General features: G+C 70.6%; 19 protein-coding genes. 1 reads left to right on the forward strand and 18 read right to left on the reverse strand.

What is annotated here, in order from left to right; all coding sequences use genetic code 11:
* Positions 1–51: 51 nt before the first annotated feature.
* The gene (locus tag AC3ANR_RS17180) at positions 52–315 is read left to right on the forward strand and encodes an H-NS histone family protein (RefSeq protein WP_488289322.1); all 264 of its coding nucleotides are present in this window, start codon (positions 52–54) and stop codon (positions 313–315) included.
* On the opposite strand, the gene AC3ANR_RS17185 is transcribed toward AC3ANR_RS17180, so the two are convergent.
* The 18 genes from AC3ANR_RS17185 to AC3ANR_RS17270 all read right to left on the reverse strand — a co-directional run bounded on the left by AC3ANR_RS17185 (position 276) and on the right by AC3ANR_RS17270 (position 15821).
* The gene (locus tag AC3ANR_RS17185; RefSeq protein ID WP_488289323.1) at positions 276–1577 is read right to left on the reverse strand and encodes an RNA polymerase sigma factor; all 1302 of its coding nucleotides are present in this window, start codon (positions 1575–1577) and stop codon (positions 276–278) included. The two genes, AC3ANR_RS17180 and AC3ANR_RS17185, sit on opposite strands and share 40 nt — an antisense overlap.
* A gap of 16 nt (positions 1578–1593) precedes the next feature.
* A complete protein-coding gene (locus AC3ANR_RS17190) occupies positions 1594–2004 on the reverse strand; it encodes a VOC family protein (protein WP_488289324.1) in 411 nt (136 codons plus the stop codon).
* 25 nt (positions 2005–2029) lie between these two features.
* Positions 2030–2470, reverse strand: a complete 441-nt coding sequence (locus tag AC3ANR_RS17195; protein WP_488289325.1) for an SRPBCC domain-containing protein — start codon at positions 2468–2470, stop codon at positions 2030–2032.
* A 2-nt stretch (positions 2471–2472) separates the two neighbouring features.
* The gene (locus AC3ANR_RS17200) at positions 2473–2895 is read right to left on the reverse strand and encodes a YciI family protein (RefSeq protein WP_488289326.1); all 423 of its coding nucleotides are present in this window, start codon (positions 2893–2895) and stop codon (positions 2473–2475) included.
* Positions 2896–2905: 10 nt separating this feature from the next.
* On the reverse strand, positions 2906–3304 hold the full coding sequence (locus AC3ANR_RS17205; RefSeq protein ID WP_488289327.1) for a VOC family protein: 399 nt from the start codon (positions 3302–3304) through the stop codon (positions 2906–2908).
* A 116-nt stretch (positions 3305–3420) separates the two neighbouring features.
* Entirely contained in the window at positions 3421–3780 is a 360-nt protein-coding gene (locus AC3ANR_RS17210) for a YciI family protein (protein WP_488289328.1), read from the reverse strand.
* Positions 3781–3877: 97 nt separating this feature from the next.
* A complete protein-coding gene (locus tag AC3ANR_RS17215; protein ID WP_488289329.1) occupies positions 3878–4522 on the reverse strand; it encodes a glutathione S-transferase family protein in 645 nt (214 codons plus the stop codon).
* A gap of 5 nt (positions 4523–4527) precedes the next feature.
* Positions 4528–5298 carry an enoyl-CoA hydratase gene (locus tag AC3ANR_RS17220; protein WP_488289330.1) on the reverse strand — a complete coding sequence of 257 codons (771 nt, stop codon included), beginning with the start codon at positions 5296–5298 and terminating at the stop codon, positions 4528–4530.
* A gap of 31 nt (positions 5299–5329) precedes the next feature.
* Positions 5330–5920, reverse strand: coding sequence for a DsbA family protein (locus AC3ANR_RS17225; protein WP_488289331.1), 591 nt, complete (start codon positions 5918–5920; stop codon positions 5330–5332).
* The gene (locus AC3ANR_RS17230; RefSeq protein ID WP_488289332.1) at positions 5920–6714 is read right to left on the reverse strand and encodes an SDR family oxidoreductase; all 795 of its coding nucleotides are present in this window, start codon (positions 6712–6714) and stop codon (positions 5920–5922) included. Before AC3ANR_RS17230 ends, AC3ANR_RS17225 begins: the two co-directional genes overlap by 1 nt.
* Before the next feature lie 6 nt (positions 6715–6720).
* Positions 6721–7533 carry an acyl-CoA thioesterase gene (locus AC3ANR_RS17235; RefSeq protein WP_488289333.1) on the reverse strand — a complete coding sequence of 271 codons (813 nt, stop codon included), beginning with the start codon at positions 7531–7533 and terminating at the stop codon, positions 6721–6723.
* A gap of 64 nt (positions 7534–7597) precedes the next feature.
* Positions 7598–8803, reverse strand: coding sequence for an acetyl-CoA C-acyltransferase (locus AC3ANR_RS17240; RefSeq protein ID WP_488289334.1), 1206 nt, complete (start codon positions 8801–8803; stop codon positions 7598–7600).
* On the reverse strand, positions 8800–9213 hold the full coding sequence (locus AC3ANR_RS17245) for an endonuclease domain-containing protein (protein ID WP_488289335.1): 414 nt from the start codon (positions 9211–9213) through the stop codon (positions 8800–8802). The genes AC3ANR_RS17240 and AC3ANR_RS17245 overlap by 4 nt, the downstream gene beginning before the upstream one ends.
* A gap of 50 nt (positions 9214–9263) precedes the next feature.
* Positions 9264–11681: a 3-hydroxyacyl-CoA dehydrogenase/enoyl-CoA hydratase family protein gene (locus AC3ANR_RS17250; RefSeq protein ID WP_488289336.1), complete on the reverse strand. Its 2418-nt coding sequence runs from the start codon at positions 11679–11681 to the stop codon at positions 9264–9266.
* 75 nt (positions 11682–11756) lie between these two features.
* The gene (locus tag AC3ANR_RS17255; RefSeq protein WP_488289337.1) at positions 11757–12173 is read right to left on the reverse strand and encodes a DUF2147 domain-containing protein; all 417 of its coding nucleotides are present in this window, start codon (positions 12171–12173) and stop codon (positions 11757–11759) included.
* 86 nt (positions 12174–12259) lie between these two features.
* Positions 12260–14056: an acyl-CoA dehydrogenase C-terminal domain-containing protein gene (locus AC3ANR_RS17260; RefSeq protein WP_488289338.1), complete on the reverse strand. Its 1797-nt coding sequence runs from the start codon at positions 14054–14056 to the stop codon at positions 12260–12262.
* Positions 14057–14068: 12 nt separating this feature from the next.
* Positions 14069–14761, reverse strand: coding sequence for a TetR/AcrR family transcriptional regulator (locus AC3ANR_RS17265; protein ID WP_488289339.1), 693 nt, complete (start codon positions 14759–14761; stop codon positions 14069–14071).
* A 208-nt stretch (positions 14762–14969) separates the two neighbouring features.
* Complete coding sequence (locus AC3ANR_RS17270; protein WP_488289340.1) at positions 14970–15821, reverse strand: fumarylacetoacetate hydrolase family protein; 852 nt, start codon at positions 15819–15821, stop codon at positions 14970–14972.
* Between the last annotated feature and the right edge of the window lie 121 nt (positions 15822–15942).

The following is a 15942-nucleotide window of genomic DNA, read 5'->3' on the forward strand; positions in this document are numbered from 1 at the left end:
CAGCTTCATGCTGGGTCATACTGTGCCGGCGAACCCATCACCCGCCGGACCGTGAAGAAGACCTATAGCCAGATGCTGGAAGAGATCGAGCTGCTCAAGCGCCAGGCCGAGGAAGTGCGGCGGCGCGAGGTCGAGGACGTGATCGCCCGCATCAAGGTGGCGATCGCCTTCTATGGCCTGACCGAGGAAGACCTGGGCTTTCGCAAGCGCGCGGACAAGACCGCCAGCGCGCCGCCCGCGCCGGCACCGGCCAAGAAGAAGAAGCGCAAGTCGCGCTACACCGAGCGGCCGCTGGCCGGCCCCGTGCGGCGCTGAAGCGCGGCGGCGCGCTCGCGCATCAGCGCCTGCTCGCGCGCATTGCCGGCCAGCCCGGCGGCGGCCAGGAAAGCGGCCTGCGCCTCGGCCGCGCGGCCCAGCCGCTCCAGCAGGTCGCCCCGCACGGCATGCAGCCATGGATAGCGCTGCAGCGCGCGATCCTGCAGCAGCCCGTCGGCGATCGTCAGGCCCGCCTGCGGTCCGTCCGCCATGCCGACGGCCACCGCCCGATTGAGCTCCACCACCGGCGACGGCTGCACGCCGGCCAGCTGCGCGTAGAGCGCGGCGATGCGCGGCCAGTCGGTGTCGGCCGCGACCGCGGCGCGGGCGTGGCAGGCGGCGATGGCCGCCTGCAGCGTGTAGGGGCCGGGCGCGGGCGCGAGCGACTCGGCGCGCTGCAGGGCGGCCAGGCCGCGCCGGATCAGCAGGCGGTCCCAGCGCGCGCGGTCCTGGTCGGCGAGCAGGATGGGACGGCCCTGCGGATCGGTGCGGGCGTTCATGCGCGAGGACTGCAGTTCGAGCAGCGCGGCCAGGCCGTGCGACTCCGGCTCCTGCGGCGCGAGCTCGGCCAGCATGCGCGCGAGGCGCAGCGCCTCCTGCGCCAGCGCGGGCCGCATCCAGTCGTCGCCGGCGGTGGCGGTGTAGCCCTCGTTGAACACGAGGTAGACCACCTCGTGCACCGAGGCGAGGCGCTGCCGCAGCTGCTCGCCGCGCGGCGATTCGAACGGCACGCGCGCCTCGCGCAGCTTCTGCTTGGCACGCACGATCCGCTGCGCGATGGTCGGCTCCGGCACGAGGTAGGCGCGCGCGATCTCGTGCGTCGTGAGGCCCCCCAGCAGCCGCAGCGTGAGCGCCACCCGCGCTTCGGTCGGCAGCACGGGGTGGCAGGCGGTGAACATCAGGCGCAGCAGGTCGTCGCCGATCTCGTCCTGCCGCGCCGCGTCCAGCGCGTCGGTGAAGTCCGGCGTGACCAGCGCCTCCTGCGCCTGCAGGTCGGCGCCGATCTCCTCGTGCCTGGCGGCCAGCATCTGGCGGCGGCGCAGGTGGTCCAGCGCCTTGTGCCTGGCCGTCGTCATCAGCCAGGCGCTGGGCCGCTGCGGCAGTCCGTCGACCGGCCAGTGCTCCAGCGCCGCGACCAGCGCCTCCTGCGCCAGGTCCTCGGCCACGGCGACGTCGCGCACCATCCGCGCGACCGTCGCCACCACCTTGGGCGCGTCGATGCGCCAGATGGCGGCGATGGCATCGTGCGTGGCCGAATGCATCGGGGGCGCCGGCGCCTCAGGGCTGCGGCGGCATCGCCGCCGTGTCCATCCACGTCAGTTCCCAGACGTGGCCGTCCAGGTCCTCGAAGCCATGGCCGTACATGAAGCCGTGGTCCTGCGGCGCGTTGGGGACCTTGGCGCCCGCGGCCACCGCCTTGCGCACCAGTTCGTCGACCTCCGCGCGGCTGTCGCACGACAGGCACACCAGCACCTCGGTGGCCTGGGTGGCGTCGGCCACCGGCTTCCTGGTGAAGGTCTGGAAGAACGGCTCGACCAGCAGCATGACCGCGATGTCCTCGGCCACGACCATGCAGGCGCCCTGCTCGTTGGTGAACTGCGGGTTGAAGCCGAAGCCCAGCGCCGTGAAGAACGCCTTGGTGCGTTCCATGTTCCGGACGGGCAGGTTGACGAAGATCTTGCGTCCCATGCGCGATTTCCTTGGTGCGGAAAAATCAGGCGCCGGAAGCCAGCTCGGCTTCCAGGCGGTCGAGGTTCTGTTCGTTGGCGGGGCGGCACATCGCCTCCAGCTGAGTGCGCAGCGCGGCGGTGTCGAACACCTGCCGCCACTCCAGCAGGCAGCCGTCCGCGGCCGGCGCCAGCTGCACGCTGAGCGTGAACCCGGGCGCCGAGACGTGGCGGATCACCACGCGGCCCGGCTCGTCGACGGCCTCGAAGACGGCTTCGTTGGGGTACCGCTTGCCGTCGGGCCCCTCCATCTCGTGCGTCCAGCGGCCGCCGGTGCGGAACTCGAAGCGCTCGAAATGGTTGCGAAAGCCCGCCGGGCCCCACCACCGCGCCAGCCGGCGCGGATCGCGGAAGGCGGCGAACACCTGCTCGCGCGTGGCCGCCAGCCGGCGGCTGGTGGCCAGGGCGCGGTCGTCGTCGGCGCGCATGGTCACAGCGTCCCCAGCTCGCGGAAGCGCCCGGCGCCGCCGCCCAGGCCCATCTGCTCGAAGTGCTCCATCTCGTAGAGGGGGCGCACCTCGATCTCGCCGGCCCGCCCCTCGCCCATCGGGTTGGGGAAGCGCCGCGCCCATTCGAGCGCCTCCTCGCGGCTGCGCACCTGGATCAGCGTGTAGCCGGCGATCATTTCCTTGCTCTCGGCGAACGGGCCGTCGACCACGCGCTGGCCGCCCGCGTCCCAGCGCACGCGCCAGCCCGTGCTGGAGGGCTGCAGGCCGGACGCGTCGAGCAGCACGCCGGCGCGCGCCAGCTCCTCGTGGTACTCGGCCATGCAGGCCATCAGCTTGTCGGTGTCGGGCGGAAAGCGCCCGGCTTCGGTGTCCGGGTTGGCGCGGACCATGATCATGTAGCGCATCGCCGGCTCCTCACTGGCCGCCCATGGGCAGCGGCTGCAGGATGCTGGAGCGGTTGCCCTCGGTGTCCATGAACGAGACGTAGGCGCCGACCCCCGGGATGTCCATCGGCTCGCCCAGCACCTGGCCGCCGGCGTCCTTGATCTTCTGCATCGAGGCGCCGATGTCCTGCACGGCGATGACGATGCTCGGAAACTGCGCCGGCATGTCCTTGGTGCGGGTGTAGAAGCCGCCGCCGATCGCGCCGCGGTGCGCGTCGGGCCGGCCGTCCTGGTCGGACGTGGTCACCACGACGTAGTTGCCCATCTCGGGGCCGAGCATCTGGGTCTTCCAGCCGAAGGCCTGCTGGAAGAAGCGCGCGATGCGCTCGCGGTCGTCGCAGGGCAGTTCGAAGTGCACGACGGGATCCATGGCGTTCTCCTTGGTGGGTTGCAGTGGTCGCGGCCGCGGCGCGGCCTTCCGATGCACGACGAACGAGCGGACCGGAGATCGACACGGCCCGAATCCGGGCAAACCCTAGGCGCGCCTTAGGTGTAGCACGGCCCGACCGCGCGGACCTCGACCGTGGCCCACTGCGCCGCCGGGCACTCGCGCGCCAGCGCCACCGCCTCGTCGCGGCCCGCGCACTCGACGAGGAAGAAGCCGCCGACCATCTCCTTGGCCTCGGCGAACGGCCCATCGACCAGCCGCGTGGCGCCGCCGCGCACCTGCACGCGCGCCGCCGTCGCGTCGGGCGAGCTCAGCGACTCGACGGCGCGCAGCAGCCCGCGCCGCTGCAGGTCGCCTGCGTAGCGGACCATGCGCTCGTAGACCTCGCGCCCTTCGGCCTCGCTGCGCGTGCCGCGCTGGGCCGGATCCTCGACGATGAGCAGCATGTAGGCAGGCATGCGGCGGATGATAGTGGCAGCCCGTGTCGGCGTCGTGCGCCGGACAGTCGCGCGGCGGGGACCGCCAGTGCCCTTGCGCGCCGGCGACCGGACCGGCTCAGGTGTCCCAGTGCCGGCGGAACACCGGCGCCAGGCGAGCATCGCCGTCGATGCGTTGCAGCACCGCGTGCAACGCCGGCCGCTGCTCGGCCAGGTGCTTGCGGGTGCCGGCCCAGCGCGAGACCACGCCGGCCAGCAGGTCGAGCGCGCCGGGCGTGTCGCCGCCGAGGAAGGGCCGGCTGCCGGTGAAGGTGTCGGCAAAGATCTCCCAGTGCCGGTGCAGGCGCTGGCGCGCGCCGGCGCGGATGGCTTCGCGCGCCGCCTCGTCGTCCTGGACGGTCCAGCGCTCGGGGTAGTCCATGATGCTGATCGCGCTGTAGCAGTTGGCCGCGATGTACACCAGGCCGCGCACCTGCTGCGCGCGCGCCGGGGCTTCGGCCGGCAGCAGCAGCCCGGGCGCGGCGGCCGCGGTGCCCAGGTGGACGAGGATGGCCGCGCTCTCGGTGAGCACCGAGCCGTCGGGCAGCACCAGCGTGGGAATCTGCTGCAGCGGATTGACGCGCCGCAGTTCGTCGAGCGACGACTCGGGCAGCCAGGTCGCCGCCTCGACCACGCGGTGCGGCAGGCCGGCCAGGTGCAGGGCCGCCTCGACGGCCGCCGAGCCGGAGCCCTTGGCCCCGTAGAGAACGTAGTCCTGGGCCATGCGCTTCAGAGCTTGGAGAAGTCGGGCTTGCGCTTGTCCATGAAGGCGCCGAACGCCTCGCGCGCCGCCGGCTCGCGCAGCATGCGCGAGAAGATCGCGCCCTCCTCCTGCATCTGCTGCAGCACGAGCTGCTGCTGGCCTTTCTTCATCAGGCGCTTGGTCTCGACCAGCGAGGTGCTGGGCTTGGCCGCCAGCTTGCGGGCGATCGAGGCCGCATAGCCGTTGGCCTCCGTGGGCGGCAGCACGCGGTTGACCAGGCCCGCCTCCAGCGCCGCCTCGGCCATGAAGGGCTCGCCCAGCAGCAGCGCCTCGGCCGCGCGGAGGTGGCCGAACATCTGCGGCACCAGCAGGCTGGACGCCGCCTCGGGGCAGATGCCCAGGTTGACGAAGGGCATCGAGAACGCCGCGTTGTCGCCGGCATAGACCAGGTCGCAATGGAACAGCATGGTGGTGCCGACGCCCACGGCCGGCCCGCACACCGCGGCCACCAGCGGCTTGGGGAAGGTGGCGATGCCCTGCAGGAAGCGGAACACCGGCGCGCCCTCGGCCGGCTGGGGCGGCTGGTCGAGGAAGTCGCCGATGTCGTTGCCGGCCGAGAAGATGGTCTCGTGGCCCTGCAGCACCACCACGCGCACGGTGGGATCGTCCTTGGCGCCCGCGAGGGCGTCGGCCAGCGCGGCGTACATCGCGACCGTGATCGAGTTCTTGCGCGCCAGCCGGTTGAGCGTGAGGGTCAGCACGCCGGCTTCGGCGTGGATGAGGATGTCTTGCGTCATGGTGCCCTGCATTGTCGTGGGTCGGGAAGGGTCAGGCGAGCGCTTCGCGCACGAAGTCCAGGCGGTCCTGGCCCCAGAACATCTGGCCGCCGACGAAGAAAGTCGGTGCGCCGAACACGCCGCGCGCCACCGCGTCCTGCGTCTCGGCCTTGAGGCGCTCCTTGACCTCGGGATCCTGGGTCAGCGCCAGCACAGCTTGCGGATCGAAGCCGGCGCCCTGGAGCACGGCGGCGACCTCGGCCGGGTCGTTCATGTTGCGCGCGTCGACCCAGATCGCGCGGAAGACCGCATCACCGAACGGCACGAGCCGCGCCGGCTCGCGCAACTGCAGCCCGAGCGCGGCGCGCATGAGCATCAGGGTGTTGATCGGGAAGTGCGGGTTGTGCCGGAACGGCACGCCCTGGCGGGCGGCGTGGCGCGCCAGGTCCTGCCGCATCCAGGCGTTCTTGGCCGGCACCTCCATCGGCGAGCGGTTGCCGGTGGCCTGGAACACGCCGCCCAGCAGGATCGGCTTGTAGTGCACGGCCGCCCCGGTGTCGCGCGCGATGGCGGGCACCTGGGTCCAGGCCAGGTAGGCGGCGGGGCTGCCGACGTCGAAATAGAAGTCGAGATCCTTGGGCATCAGAACTTCTCCATCCAGGGGCGCAGGTCCAGTTCGTGGGTCCAGGCGTCGCGCGGCTGCATGTGCAGCATCCAGTACTGGTCGGCGAGGTGCTCCGGATTCAGGATGCCGTCCTGCGCCTTCAGCGCGTAGCGTTCGGGAAAATTGTCGCGGATGAAGGCGGTGTCGATGGCGCCGTCGATCACCACGTGCGCCACGTGGATGCCGGCCGGCCCCAGCTCGCGCGCCATGCTCTGCGCCAGCGCCCGCAGCGCGTGCTTGGCGCCGGCGAAGGCGGCGTAGTGGCTGCCGCCGCGCAGCGACGCCGTGGCGCCGGTGAACAGGATGGTGCCGCGACCGCGCGTGACCATGCGCCGGGCGACCTCGCGCGCATTGAGGAAGCCGGAGAAGCAGGCCATCTCCCAGACCTTGAAGTACCTGCGCGCCGTCTCCTCCAGGATGCTGCTGCGCACGTTGGCGCCGATGTTGAACACCAGCACCTCGATCGGACCGACCGTCGATTCGATCTGCTCGATCAGCGCGACGACGTCCTCCTCCTTGCGCGCGTCGCTGGCGAAACCCTTCGCGCGGCCGCCCTCGGCCTCGATGGCCTGCACCAGCGGCTGCAGCTTGTCGGCGCTGCGGCGCGTGACGCAGGCCACGTAGCCGCCGCGGGCGAAGCGCCGGGCGATCGCGCCGCCGGTGGCGTCGCCGGCGCCGACCACGAGGCAGACCCTGTCCTGCCCCGGGCCGGGTGAGCCTTCGGCCGGCGCGGCGGGCAGCGTCGGCGCGTCAGCGCGGGGCGTGGTGGCCATGCGGGCTCACTCCTTGTAGTAGACGACCTGGTGCGTGGTGGCGAGCAGGTCGCCCGTCTCGCCCCACAGCTGGGCGGTCTGGTCGAAGTAGCCGCCCTGGAAGGCCTGGGCCTGCGCCTGCCCGAGCAGGTAGCCCGTGCCCGCCCGGTGCAGCTGCGCGGCGCGGGCATGGAAGTACACGGTCATCGACACGGTGCCGATCGGCACGAGGACGGCGCGGCGACGCCAGATGCGCGGGTAGAACACATCGGCCAGCGCGGCGAGCGACGCATGGTCCAGCGGCCGCGGCGGCGCGTCGCGCAGCCACAGCCGCGTGCGGCTGACGCCGTGGTCCCGGCCGTCCCATCCGGCGGGATAGCCGCCCTCGATGAACCGCATCTCGTAGCGGTTGGTCCATTCCACCCGCTTGCCGCCCTGCGGCAGAGGAACGTCGGCCGGCGCGGGCACCGCCGGCATCGTGTGTTCCACCGCGCCCCAGGTGTCCCGGCGCAGGGCGGTGAACGCGGTGGCGGTCAGCGCCGTCTGGCCCTGCTGCCGGGCCTCGATGGTCCAGTGCTGGGTCGACCGGTTGGTGCGCGCGGGCCGGGCCAGGATCTCGAACGGCCCGTCGGCCAGCGCGGCGGCGAAGTTCACGGTGAGCGCCACCGGTTCGCCGAGCAGGCGCGGGTGGCGCAGCACCGCCGACAGCACCTGCGCGGCCATGATCCCGCCGAACGGGCCGACCATGTTCGCGTAGGCCGGGCTGGTGTGGCCGCGCCAGAGGTCGTCGCCGGCCGGCTCCAGGGCCGTCGCCACGTCGAAGGGGTGTGCCTGCGTCATCCCTGCTGATCCTCCTGTCGCCCCAGAAAAAAAGGCCATCGCTTGCGGTGGCCCGTGCGGCGCGTCAGACGCGCTCGAAGATGCCGGCGGCCCCCTGGCCCATCCCGACGCACATGGTCACCATGCCGTACTTCAGATTCTTGCGGCGCAGCGCGTGCACGACTGTCGCCGACCGGATCGCGCCGGTGGCGCCCAGCGGGTGGCCCAGCGCGATGGCGCCGCCCATCGGGTTGACCTTGGCGGCGTCCAGGCCCAGGGTGTTGATCACCGCCAGCGATTGGGCCGCGAACGCCTCGTTGAGCTCGATCCAGTCGAGGTCGTCCTGCTTCAGGCCGGCGGCCTTCAGCGCGGCCGGGATCGCCTCCACCGGGCCGATGCCCATGATGTGCGGCGGCACGCCACGGCTGGCGTAGCTGACGAAGCGCGCCAGCGGCTGCAGGTTGTAGCGCTTGAGCGCGGCCTCGCTCACCAGGATGAGCGCGCCGGCGCCGTCGGAGGTCTGCGAGCTGTTGCCGGCCGTCACGCTGCCGCGGGCGGCGAACACGGTCCTGAGCTTGGCCAGGCCCTCGATGGTGGTGTCGGGCCGCGCGCCCTCGTCCAGGCTCACCGTGCGCGTCTTGACCTCGACCTCGGCCGAATCCAGGTCGAGCGAGCGCTCGGCGACGTCCACCGGGGTGATCTCGTCGGCGAACTCGCCGGCCTGCATGGCGGCCAGCGCCTTCCTGTGCGACTGGTAGGCGAACTCGTCCTGCGCCTCGCGGCCGACCTTCCACTGCTGCGCCACCTTCTCGGCCGTCAGGCCCATGCCGTAGGCGATGCCGTAGCTCTCGATGTCGTCGGGGTTGGCAAAGATGGTGGGCGACAGCGAGGGCGAGTTGCCCATCATCGGCACCATGCTCATGCTCTCGGTGCCGGCGGCGATCATCACGTCGGCCTCGCCGACGCGGATGCGGTCGGCCGCCATCTGCACCGCCGACAGGCCCGAGGCGCAGAAGCGGTTGACGGTGATGCCGCCCACGCTCTTGGGCAGGCCGGCCAGCACCGCGCCGATGCGCGCCACGTTCAGGCCCTGCTGCGCCTCGGGGATGGCGCAACCGCAGACCACGTCCTCGATCGCCTTCGGGTCCAGCCCCGGCACCTGGGCCAGCGCGGCGCGCAGCGCCGTCGCCAGCAGGTCGTCGGGGCGCATGTTGCGGAAGTAGCCGCGGTGCGAGCGCCCGATGGGCGTGCGGGTCGCGGCAACGATGTAGGCGTCTTGCACTTGTTTCATCCGTGGCTCCTGTCTTTCGCTCCCTCCCCCTCCGGGGGAGGGGTGGGGTGGGGGCGCTCGCCGGCTGCCCCGAGTTGTTCAAGGATGGCCGCCAGAACACCTTCCATGTTCTTCAACGGTTCATCGGTCCAGAAACGCAGCACCTTGAAGCCCTGCGCAGCAAAGAAAGCATCGCGTCGATCGTCGTAGGCAGCCCGCTGCGCGTGCTGGGATCCGTCGAGTTCGACGATCAGCTTGGGGGACAGGCAGGCGAAGTCGGCGATGTAGCGTCCCAGCGGGTGCTGCCTTCGGAACTTCACGCCAAGTTGCTCCAGGCGCAATCGAGACCACAGCTTCCGTTCGGAATCGGTCATGCCCGCGCGCAACGCGCGGGCATTGGCGTGGGTCGTGGAATCGGCCTGGTTTCGCATGGGAGCGCCCCCACCCCGCCCTCCCCCGAAGGGGGAGGGAGAGGGGAAGGTCAGTTCCTCACCGGCTTCCCCGTCGACAGCATGCCCAGGATGCGCTCCTGCGTCTTGGGATGCTGCACCAGCTCGCAGAACGCCTGGCGTTCCAGGGTCATCAGGTACTCCTCGCTGACGAGGGTGCCCGCGTCGACGTCGCCGCCGGTCACCACGTTGGCGATCAGCGTGGCGATGCGGAAGTCGTGCCGGCTGATGAAGCCGCCGTCGCGCATGTTCACCAGCTGGCCCATGATGGTCGCCTTGCCGCTGCGGCCGGCGACCGGGAAGAGCCGCCTCATCGGCGCGCGCCAGCCGGCTATGGCCCTGGCTTCGGCGATGGCCACGTGCAGCAGCTCGTCCTTGTTGGGCACGATCACGTCGCTGTCCAGCAGGTAGCCCAGCTTGCGCGACTCGAGCGCGCTGGTGCCCACCTTGGCCATCGCCGCGGCGGTGAAGCCCTCGGTGAGGAACGGCAGCAGGTCCTTGTGCGTGCTCTGGGCCTGGGCCTCCGCGGCGCGGCGGGCGATGTAGGTCAGGCCGCCGGCGCCGGGCACCAGGCCCACGCCCACTTCGACCAGGCCGATGTAGCTTTCCATCGCCGCCACGCGCCGTTGCGAGTACACGGCCAGTTCGCAGCCGCCGCCCAGCGCCATGCCGCGGATGGCGGACACCACCGGCACGGCGGCGTAGCGCAGCCGCAGCATCGTCTGCTGCATGAAGCCTTCGGCGTCCTCGATGGCGCTGACGCCCACGGCCATGAAGGCCGGCAGCATCACCTGCAGGTCGGCGCCGACGGAGAACATCTCGTCGCCCGACCAGATCACCAGTCCGGCGAAGTCCTTCTCCGCGGTCTCCACCGCCAGCTGCAGGCCCTCGCACAGCTCGGGGCTGATGGCGTGCATCTTGGTCTTGATGCTGGCGATCAGCACGGGGCCACCGGAGGACCCCTCGTGGTCCGCGTCCAGCGTCCACAGTCGGATGTTGGCGTCCTCGTGCAGCGTGCGCCCGGCCGTGCGCCAGTCCGGCGCGTTGCTGCCCAGCACGTTCTCGGGGAAGTGCTGGCGCTGGTGCACCGGCAGCAGCCGGCGCGGCTCGAAGCGGCCGCTGGTGGGGTTCCACGAGCCCTCGGGCGTGTGCACGCCGCCGGCCTCGGCCACCGGGCCCTGGAACACCCACTCGGGCAGCGGCGCCGTGGACAGCGCCTTGCCGGCGTCGATGTCCTCCTGGATCCACTGCGCCACCTGCAGCCAGCCGGCTTCCTGCCACAACTCGAACGGGCCCTGCTTCATGCCGAAGCCCCAGCGCATCGCGAAGTCGACGTCGCGCGCGGTCTCCGCGATGGACGCCAGGTGCACCGCGGCGTAGTGGAAGCTGTTGCGCAGGATCGCCCACAGGAACTGGCCCTGTGGGCCGGTGCTGTTGCGCAGCAGCTTCAGGCGCTCGGCGGCCGGCTTCTTGAGCATGCGGCCGTAGACCTCGTCGGCCTTCTGGCCGGCGGGCACGTACGACTCGCTCTCCAGCTCGAAGCGCAGGATGTCGCGGCCGGCCTTCTTGTAGAAGCCGGCCTTGGTCTTCTGGCCCAGGTTGCCCAGCTCCAGCAGCTTGGACAGCACCGCCGGCGTGCCGAAGCTGGCGTAGAACGGATCGGTGTCGGCGCTCAGCGTGTCCTGCAGCGTCTTGATGACGTGGGCCATGGTGTCCAGGCCCACCACGTCGGCGGTGCGGAAGGTGCCGCTGGAGGCGCGGCCCAGCTTCTTGCCGGTGAGGTCGTCCACCACGTCGTAGGTGAGGCCGAACTTCTCCACCTCGCGCATCGTCGCCAGCATGCCGGCGATGCCCACGCGGTTGGCGATGAAGTTGGGCGTGTCCCTGGCCCGCACCACGCCCTTGCCCAGTCCGGTGACGACGAAGGTCTCCAGGTCGTCCAGGACCTGCGGCTGCGTCGCCGGCGTGGCGATCAGCTCCACGAGGGACATGTACCGCGGCGGGTTGAAGAAGTGGATGCCGCAAAAGCGCGGCCGGATCGCCTCGGGCAGCGCCTCGCTCAGCTTCGTGATCGACAGGCCGGAGGTGTTGGACGCCACGATCGCGTGCGGCGCCACGAACGGCGCGATCTTCCTGTACAGGTCGAGCTTCCAGTCCATGCGCTCGGCGATGGCCTCGATCACCAGGTCGCACTCGCGCAGCTGATCCAGGTGCTCCTCGTAGTTGGCCTGCTGGATGAGCGCGGCGTCCTCGGCCACGCCCAGCGGCGAGGGCTTCAGCTTCTTCAGGCCCTCGACGGCCTTGGTCACGACGCCGTTCTTGGGACCTTCCTTCGCGGGAAGGTCGAACAGCACGACGGGCACCTTCACGTTCACGAGGTGGGCGGCGATCTGCGCGCCCATCACGCCGGCGCCGAGCACGGCCACCTTCTTCACCTGGAAACGGCTCATGCGCGGTCCCTTCTCGCTGCTGGCCGCCACGGCGGCACGTTCACTCTGGTCGTTATTCATTTCAGTCCTTGGGCGTCACTGCGCCCGCACCCAGACCTGCGTCCGGTAGAACGGGCCGAAGTAGCCACGAACCTGCAGCTTGCTGCCGCCCTCGAGTGGCACCAGGCGCAGCGTGTAGTCGCGGCCGTTGTCGGGGTCGAGGATCTTCCCGCCCGTCCACGCGTTCTCGTCGGCGTCCTTGCGGCCGCCGCGGATGATCTCCATGCCCAGCTTGGGCTGGTCCTTGCGGTCGTCCTTGCACTGGCCGCACAGCGGCTCGGGCGACGGCTTGAGTGCGCGCTCGATGCGCCCCGACAGGCCATTGGCCGTCTCGGTGATGCGCACCTCGGCGCGCGCCTCGCCGGTCTTGTCGTCCAGCGTGCGCCAGAGGCCGAGGGGCGACATCTGGGCGACCGCCTGGCCCGCCAGCAGCAAGCCGACCAGCGCTGCCATTGCGGGCTTGATCCGCAATCCAGTCCCGCGCGTGGTGCAGCGACCGCTGCTGGATCCCGGGTGCAGCCCGGGAGGACAAGAGCTGGTCACGCCAGCGCCTCGTCCGTGTCCAGCAGCACCCGGGCGCCGGCGCGGGCCGTGCGCATCAGGGTCGCGGTCTCGGGGAACAGCTTGGCAAAGTAGAAGCGCGCCGTCTGCAGCTTGGCCTTGTAGAACGGGTCGGGGTTGCCGGCCTCGATCTCGCGCAGGGCGACCTGCGCCATCCGGGCCCAGAAGTAGCCGAACACCAGGTGGCCGGCCACGCGCAGGTAGTCGACCGCTGCGGCGCCCACCTCGTCGGGGTTCTGGAACGCCTTGAAGCCGATCTCGGTGGTGAACTTGGTCATCTGGTCGCCGAGCATGGCCACCGGGTTGATGAACTCGGCCATCTTCTCGTTGACGCCCTCTTCCTCGACCAGCTGGGCGACCAGCTTGCCGAACTTCTTGAGCGTGGCGCCCTGGTTGCCCAGCACCTTGCGGCCCAGCAGGTCCAGCGACTGGATGGTGTTGGTGCCCTCGTAGATCATGTTGATGCGGTTGTCCCGCACGAACTGCTCCATCCCCCATTCCTTGATGAAGCCGTGGCCGCCGAACACCTGCATGCAGGCGTTGGTGGCGATGTGGCCGTTGTCGGTGATGAAGGCCTTGACGATGGGGGTGAGCAGCGCCACCAGTTCCTCGGCCTCCTTGCGCACCTTGGCGTCCGGGTGGTGCAGCTCGCGGTCGATCAGCAGCGAGCAGAACATCGTGAGCGCGCGGCCGCCCTCGGCATAGGCCTTGGCGGTCAGCAGCATCTTGCGCACGTCGGGGTGCACGATGATCGGGTCGGCCGGCTTGTCCTTGGCCTTGGGGCCCGATAGGCTGCGCATCTGCAGGCGGTCCTTGGCGTAGGCCAGCGCGTTCTGGTACGCCACTTCGGTCAGGCCCAGCGACTGCATGCCCACGCCGATGCGCGCGGCGTTCATCATCACGAACATGGCCTGCAGGCCCTTGTTGGGCTCGCCCACCAGCGTGCCGACGGCGCCGTCCAGCACGAGCTGCGCGGTGGCGTTGCCGTGGATGCCCATCTTGTGCTCCAGGCCCCCGCAGTAGATGCCGTTGCGCTCGCCCAGCGAGCCGTCCGGCTTCACGTTGTACTTGGGCACGACGAACAGGCTGATGCCCTTGCTGCCCTTGGGCGCGTCGGGCAGGCGGGCCAGCACCAGGTGCACGATGTTCTGCGCCAGGTCGTGCTCGCCGGCGGAGATGAAGATCTTGTTGCCGGTGATCCGGTAGGTGCCGTCGGCCTGCGGTTCCGCCTTGGTGCGCAGCAGGCCCAGGTCGGTCCCGCAGTGCGGCTCGGTCAGGCACATGGTGCCGGTCCACTCGCCGCTCACCAGCTTGGGCAGGTACAGCTTCTTCTGGTCGTCGGTGCCGTGCGCGTGCAGCGCCTCGTAGGCGCCGTGCGACAGGCCCGGATACATGGTCCAGGCCTGGTTGGCCGAGTTCAGCATCTCGTAGAGGGCCTGGTTGACCACGATCGGCAGCCCCTGGCCGCCGTACGCCGGGTCGCACGACAGCGCGGGCCAGCCGCCCTCGACGTACCTGGCGTATGCGTCCTTGAAGCCGGTGGGCGTGGTGACCTCGTGCGTGGCCGGATCCAGCTTGCAGCCCTGCTCGTCGCCGGCCATGTTCAGCGGGAACGTCACCTCGCTGGCGAACTTGCCGCCCTCCTCCAGGATGGCGTTGATGGTGTCCACGTCCGTTTCGGCGTGGCGCGGCATGGCCTTGTACTCGTCCGCGATCTTGAGCAGCTCGTGCATGACGAACTGAATGTCGCGCAGGGGCGGGGTGTAGGTGGGCATGCGGAAGGACTCCTAGGTGGATTTGTGGCGCGGTTGCCGCACCGGCCGGGCCGCGGCGTCCGCGGCGCCGTAGCGGCGCAGGATGTTCTCGAACCCCGTGTTGGCGCGCGCGATGGCGCCGGGGTTCTTCAGGAAACGGGCTTCGTAGTGCAGGGCGAGGATCAGGCCGTGAATCTCGAACAGCATCTGCTCCTCGTCCACGTCGGCGCGCAGGTGGCCTTCTTCCTTGGCCACGGCGATGGCGCGCTTCATCGCGGCATGCCAGGTGGCCACGGAGCTGGCGAGCGCGTCGCGCACGGGGCCGGGCCGGTCGTCGAATTCGACCGCGCCGCTGATGTAGATGCAGCCCGAGTCGATCTCGACCGAGGTGCGCTTCATCCAGTTGGCGAACAGCGCGCGCAGGCGCGGCAGGCCGCGGGCGGCGGCCATGGCGGGGTAGAAGACCTCGTCCTCGAACCGCATGTGGTATTCGCGGATGACCGAGATCTGCAGTTCCTCGCGCGAGCCGAAGTGGGCGAACACGCCCGACTTGCTCATCCGGGTGACTTCGGCCAGCGCCCCGATCGACAGGCCCTCCAGGCCGATCTGCGTGGCCAGGCCGAGCGCCGCGTCGACGATGGCCGCCTTGGTCTGCTGGCCCTTCTGCATGGCGCGGCCCTCGCGCAATGCGCGCGCGGACTTCAGCGGAAAGTCGGTCACGGCCATGAGACGGCACCCCACAAAACGAACGGTCGTTCTATTTTGCAGGAAGTCGGGCCCCAACTGCGTGACCGCAAGGATTTAGAGCGGCGGACCTAAACCCGACGGCAAGGCCGCGCTCGCCACCCCGCCCCCATGCGGACTGCGGACGAGCCGGGCGGGAAGCTGGACGGTGACATCGGCGACCGCGGGCGCGCCGCGGCCGCACGCGCTTTCAGCGCGCCTTGAAGGCGACGACTTCCTGGCGCTGCTCGCCCAGGCCCTCGATGCCAAGGGTGACCACGTCGCCCTTCTTCAGGAAGCGCGGCGGCTTCATGCCCATGCCCACGCCGGGCGGCGTGCCGGTGGTGATGACGTCGCCGGGCTGCAGCGTCATGAACTGGCTGACGTAGCTGACCAGGTGCGCGGCGCCGAAGATCATGGTCCTGGTGTTGCCGGTCTGCATGCGCTGGCCGTTCACGTCCAGCCACATGCCCAGGCGCTGCACGTTCGGGATCTCGTCGGTGGTGACCAGCCAGGGGCCGATCGGGCCGAAGGTGTCGCAGCCCTTGCCCTTGTCCCATTGCGGGCCGCGCTCGAGCTGGTACTCGCGCTCGCTCACGTCGTTGACCACGCAGTAGCCGGCGACGTGCGACAGCGCGTCCTTCTTGGACACGTAGCGCGCCGTGCTGCCGATCACGATGCCCAGCTCCACCTCCCAGTCGGTCTTGACCGAGCCCTTGGGCAGCATCACGGCGTCGTCGGGCCCCTGGATGCACGAGGTCGCCTTCATGAAGACGATCGGCTCCTTGGGGATCGGCATGCCGGCTTCGGCCGCATGGTCGGTGTAGTTCAGGCCGATGGCGACGAACTTGCCGACGCCGGCCACCGGGCAGCCCATGCGCGGCTTGCCGCGCACCAAGGGCAGCTTGGCCGGGTTGGCCCGGGCGATGCGGGCCAGCGCCGCGGGCGCGAGCTGCGCCGGGCCGATGTCGGGCACCAGCGCGCTCAGGTCGCGCAGCTTGCCCTCGGCGTCGACGAGGCCGGGCTTTTCCTTGCCAGGGTTGCCGTAACGGACCAGTTTCATTTGCGTCTCACCTTTCGTGCTTCAGTTGTCGAAATCGCCATTGGACGGAATCCTCCCCGGAGCCTTCCAGCGGCCTCCGCGGAACCGGCTTGTCCGGGCCGCGGGTGGCGCCCCTCGAGGG

This window comes from Ramlibacter sp. JJN2-2R, from assembly GCF_057747835.1.

Bases quoted from the DNA above. Each gene is read 5' to 3' on its own strand.
- AC3ANR_RS17185 (WP_488289323.1), bottom strand. From the start codon at position 1,577: ATGCATTCGGCCACGCACGATGCCATCGCCGCCATCTGGCGCATCGAC.
- AC3ANR_RS17190 (WP_488289324.1), bottom strand. From the start codon at position 2,004: ATGGGACGCAAGATCTTCGTCAACCTGCCCGTCCGGAACATGGAACGC.
- AC3ANR_RS17195 (WP_488289325.1), bottom strand. From the start codon at position 2,470: ATGCGCGCCGACGACGACCGCGCCCTGGCCACCAGCCGCCGGCTGGCG.
- AC3ANR_RS17200 (WP_488289326.1), bottom strand. From the start codon at position 2,895: ATGCGCTACATGATCATGGTCCGCGCCAACCCGGACACCGAAGCCGGG.
- AC3ANR_RS17205 (WP_488289327.1), bottom strand. From the start codon at position 3,304: ATGGATCCCGTCGTGCACTTCGAACTGCCCTGCGACGACCGCGAGCGC.
- AC3ANR_RS17210 (WP_488289328.1), bottom strand. From the start codon at position 3,780: ATGCCTGCCTACATGCTGCTCATCGTCGAGGATCCGGCCCAGCGCGGC.
- AC3ANR_RS17215 (WP_488289329.1), bottom strand. From the start codon at position 4,522: ATGGCCCAGGACTACGTTCTCTACGGGGCCAAGGGCTCCGGCTCGGCG.
- AC3ANR_RS17220 (WP_488289330.1), bottom strand. From the start codon at position 5,298: ATGACGCAAGACATCCTCATCCACGCCGAAGCCGGCGTGCTGACCCTC.
- AC3ANR_RS17225 (WP_488289331.1), bottom strand. From the start codon at position 5,920: ATGCCCAAGGATCTCGACTTCTATTTCGACGTCGGCAGCCCCGCCGCC.
- AC3ANR_RS17230 (WP_488289332.1), bottom strand. From the start codon at position 6,714: ATGGCCACCACGCCCCGCGCTGACGCGCCGACGCTGCCCGCCGCGCCG.
- AC3ANR_RS17235 (WP_488289333.1), bottom strand. From the start codon at position 7,533: ATGACGCAGGCACACCCCTTCGACGTGGCGACGGCCCTGGAGCCGGCC.
- AC3ANR_RS17240 (WP_488289334.1), bottom strand. From the start codon at position 8,803: ATGAAACAAGTGCAAGACGCCTACATCGTTGCCGCGACCCGCACGCCC.
- AC3ANR_RS17245 (WP_488289335.1), bottom strand. From the start codon at position 9,213: ATGCGAAACCAGGCCGATTCCACGACCCACGCCAATGCCCGCGCGTTG.
- AC3ANR_RS17250 (WP_488289336.1), bottom strand. From the start codon at position 11,681: ATGAGCCGTTTCCAGGTGAAGAAGGTGGCCGTGCTCGGCGCCGGCGTG.
- AC3ANR_RS17255 (WP_488289337.1), bottom strand. From the start codon at position 12,173: ATGGCAGCGCTGGTCGGCTTGCTGCTGGCGGGCCAGGCGGTCGCCCAG.
- AC3ANR_RS17260 (WP_488289338.1), bottom strand. From the start codon at position 14,056: ATGCCCACCTACACCCCGCCCCTGCGCGACATTCAGTTCGTCATGCAC.
- AC3ANR_RS17265 (WP_488289339.1), bottom strand. From the start codon at position 14,761: ATGGCCGTGACCGACTTTCCGCTGAAGTCCGCGCGCGCATTGCGCGAG.
- AC3ANR_RS17270 (WP_488289340.1), bottom strand. From the start codon at position 15,821: ATGAAACTGGTCCGTTACGGCAACCCTGGCAAGGAAAAGCCCGGCCTC.